3 protein-coding genes are annotated in these 1,642 nt (G+C 70.5%); all 3 read left to right on the plus strand.

Annotation, left to right across the window (positions count from 1 at the left end; genetic code table 11):
- A partial coding sequence (locus tag WA805_RS21305; protein ID WP_425243202.1) for a hypothetical protein occupies positions 1–298 on the plus strand: 298 nt, incomplete at its 5' end.
- 36 nt (positions 299–334) lie between these two features.
- Positions 335–1,003, plus strand: a complete 669-nt coding sequence (locus WA805_RS21310) for a hypothetical protein (RefSeq protein ID WP_425243203.1) — start codon at positions 335–337, stop codon at positions 1,001–1,003.
- A gap of 339 nt (positions 1,004–1,342) precedes the next feature.
- On the plus strand, positions 1,343–1,642 hold a 300-nt coding region (locus WA805_RS21315), incomplete at its 3' end, for a Rieske 2Fe-2S domain-containing protein (protein ID WP_425243204.1).

The raw sequence follows: 1,642 nt of genomic DNA on the forward strand, positions 1-1,642 counted from the left end.
TGACAGCACCGGGGCCACCGTCGTGGTTGCGGGCCCCTGCGCTTCGGGCGATGCGGTTGGCGGCGTGGTCTTCGCCGCGGGTGGCCCACTGAGGTTCGGTAGCACCGGCGCCGTGCTCGTCACGGCCGCTGGCGCCCACGTGGCGGGCGATGCAGTCGGCGCTGCGGTTGGCGTCTGCGTGACGGTGGGAACGAGCGGGCCCGCCGTGTTGGTGCTGGCGACCGGCCGAAGGCCCTGGGCAGCGTGGGCGGTGACCGGCGCCAGTGACTGCCCCGCGGTGGGCGAAGCCGTCTGGTGACCTGTCGCGGAGCCAGCCGTCTGTTGCTGCGGCGACGTGCCCGTCGCCAAGGCGGGCAGCGCCGCGCCAGCCGCGGCCTTGCGGACGGTCCCCGACGCGCTCGTCGCGGACTGCCCCGGCGCCCCGGCAGACGGGACGAGCGCCGCGCTCGCGCGGCCGGCGCCCGAACCCGAGACTGAGTTGGCCGTGTCCGAGGAGGCGGTTCCCCCGGCCGAGGCGGTTCCCGCGGCCGAGCGGGCGGTGCTCTTGACGTCGCTGCTGTCGACGGTGGAGTTGCTGGTGCCCGAGCCCGACTGGCTCGCGCCCGTCTGGGTGGCATCCGGGGCCGAGTGGGCCGTCCCCGGCTGGCTGGCGGCCGAGCCCGTGCTCGGGTGGCTCGTGCCGGTGCTCGAGGAGGCGTTCTCAGTCCCGGTGCTGTCCGTGGCCGGGGAGGCGTTCTCGGAGCTGCCGCCGGAGCCTGTGGCGCTGGAGCTCGTGCCGGTGGGGCTCGCGCCCGCAGCCGCTGGGCCAGAGTGCCCGGTGAGGGCGTCTGACGCGGCGTTGACGGTCGAGCCGACCACTGAACTAGCCGTTGAGACTGGCGAGAGCGCCGAGGAGTGGGCCGGGGGCGGCGGGGGGTCCGTGGCCGCGTGCGCCTGCCGCGAGAACACCAGCATGACGACGAAGATCCCGGCAGCCACCATCGCGAGCTGCACCGCTCGGTGAGCGATGCGACGCACGATCGGCTGCGGCATGAGCTACTCCCACCCGCCGGATAGCTGACCTGGCACGTCTGCCCGTCTTCCGCGGAACTATGCACGCGCCGAGGCTGTCTTCGTGGGTCCGAAAACCGGACATGGTGTTCGGTCACCACCGTACGACGGTGTCGCATGGCGAGGCAAGGGGCAACGGCAATCATCGTGTGGGATAAGACACCAGAATCCGGGACAAATCACGCACGGAAATTCGATCATTCGACATCATCGTTGAATTGGATATCTCTAATCATTTTTGTTAATAGATGGATTGGTATGATTGCGGTGGTCTTCTCATCGGAGGTACGGCATGCTGCGGGCAGAAGAGAACGAGATCCTCACTCGGGTGGGACCCGGGACGCTGATGGGCGAGCTGCTGCGCCGGTACTGGACGCCGGCCTGCCTGACCGCCGAGATCCCCGAGCCGGGCGGCGCGCCCGCCCGGGTCCGGCTGTTCGGTGAGAACCTGGTCGCCTTCAGGGACACCACCGGCCGGATCGGGCTCGTGCAGGAGAACTGCCCGCACCGCGGCGCGTCGCTGTACTACGGCCGGAACGAGGACTCCGTCCTCCGCTGCGTCTACCACGGCTGGGCATACGACACCGAAGGC

The organism is Trebonia sp., assembly GCF_049794275.1.
In the GTDB taxonomy this organism is placed as follows: Bacteria; Actinomycetota; Actinomycetes; order Streptosporangiales; family Streptosporangiaceae; genus Trebonia.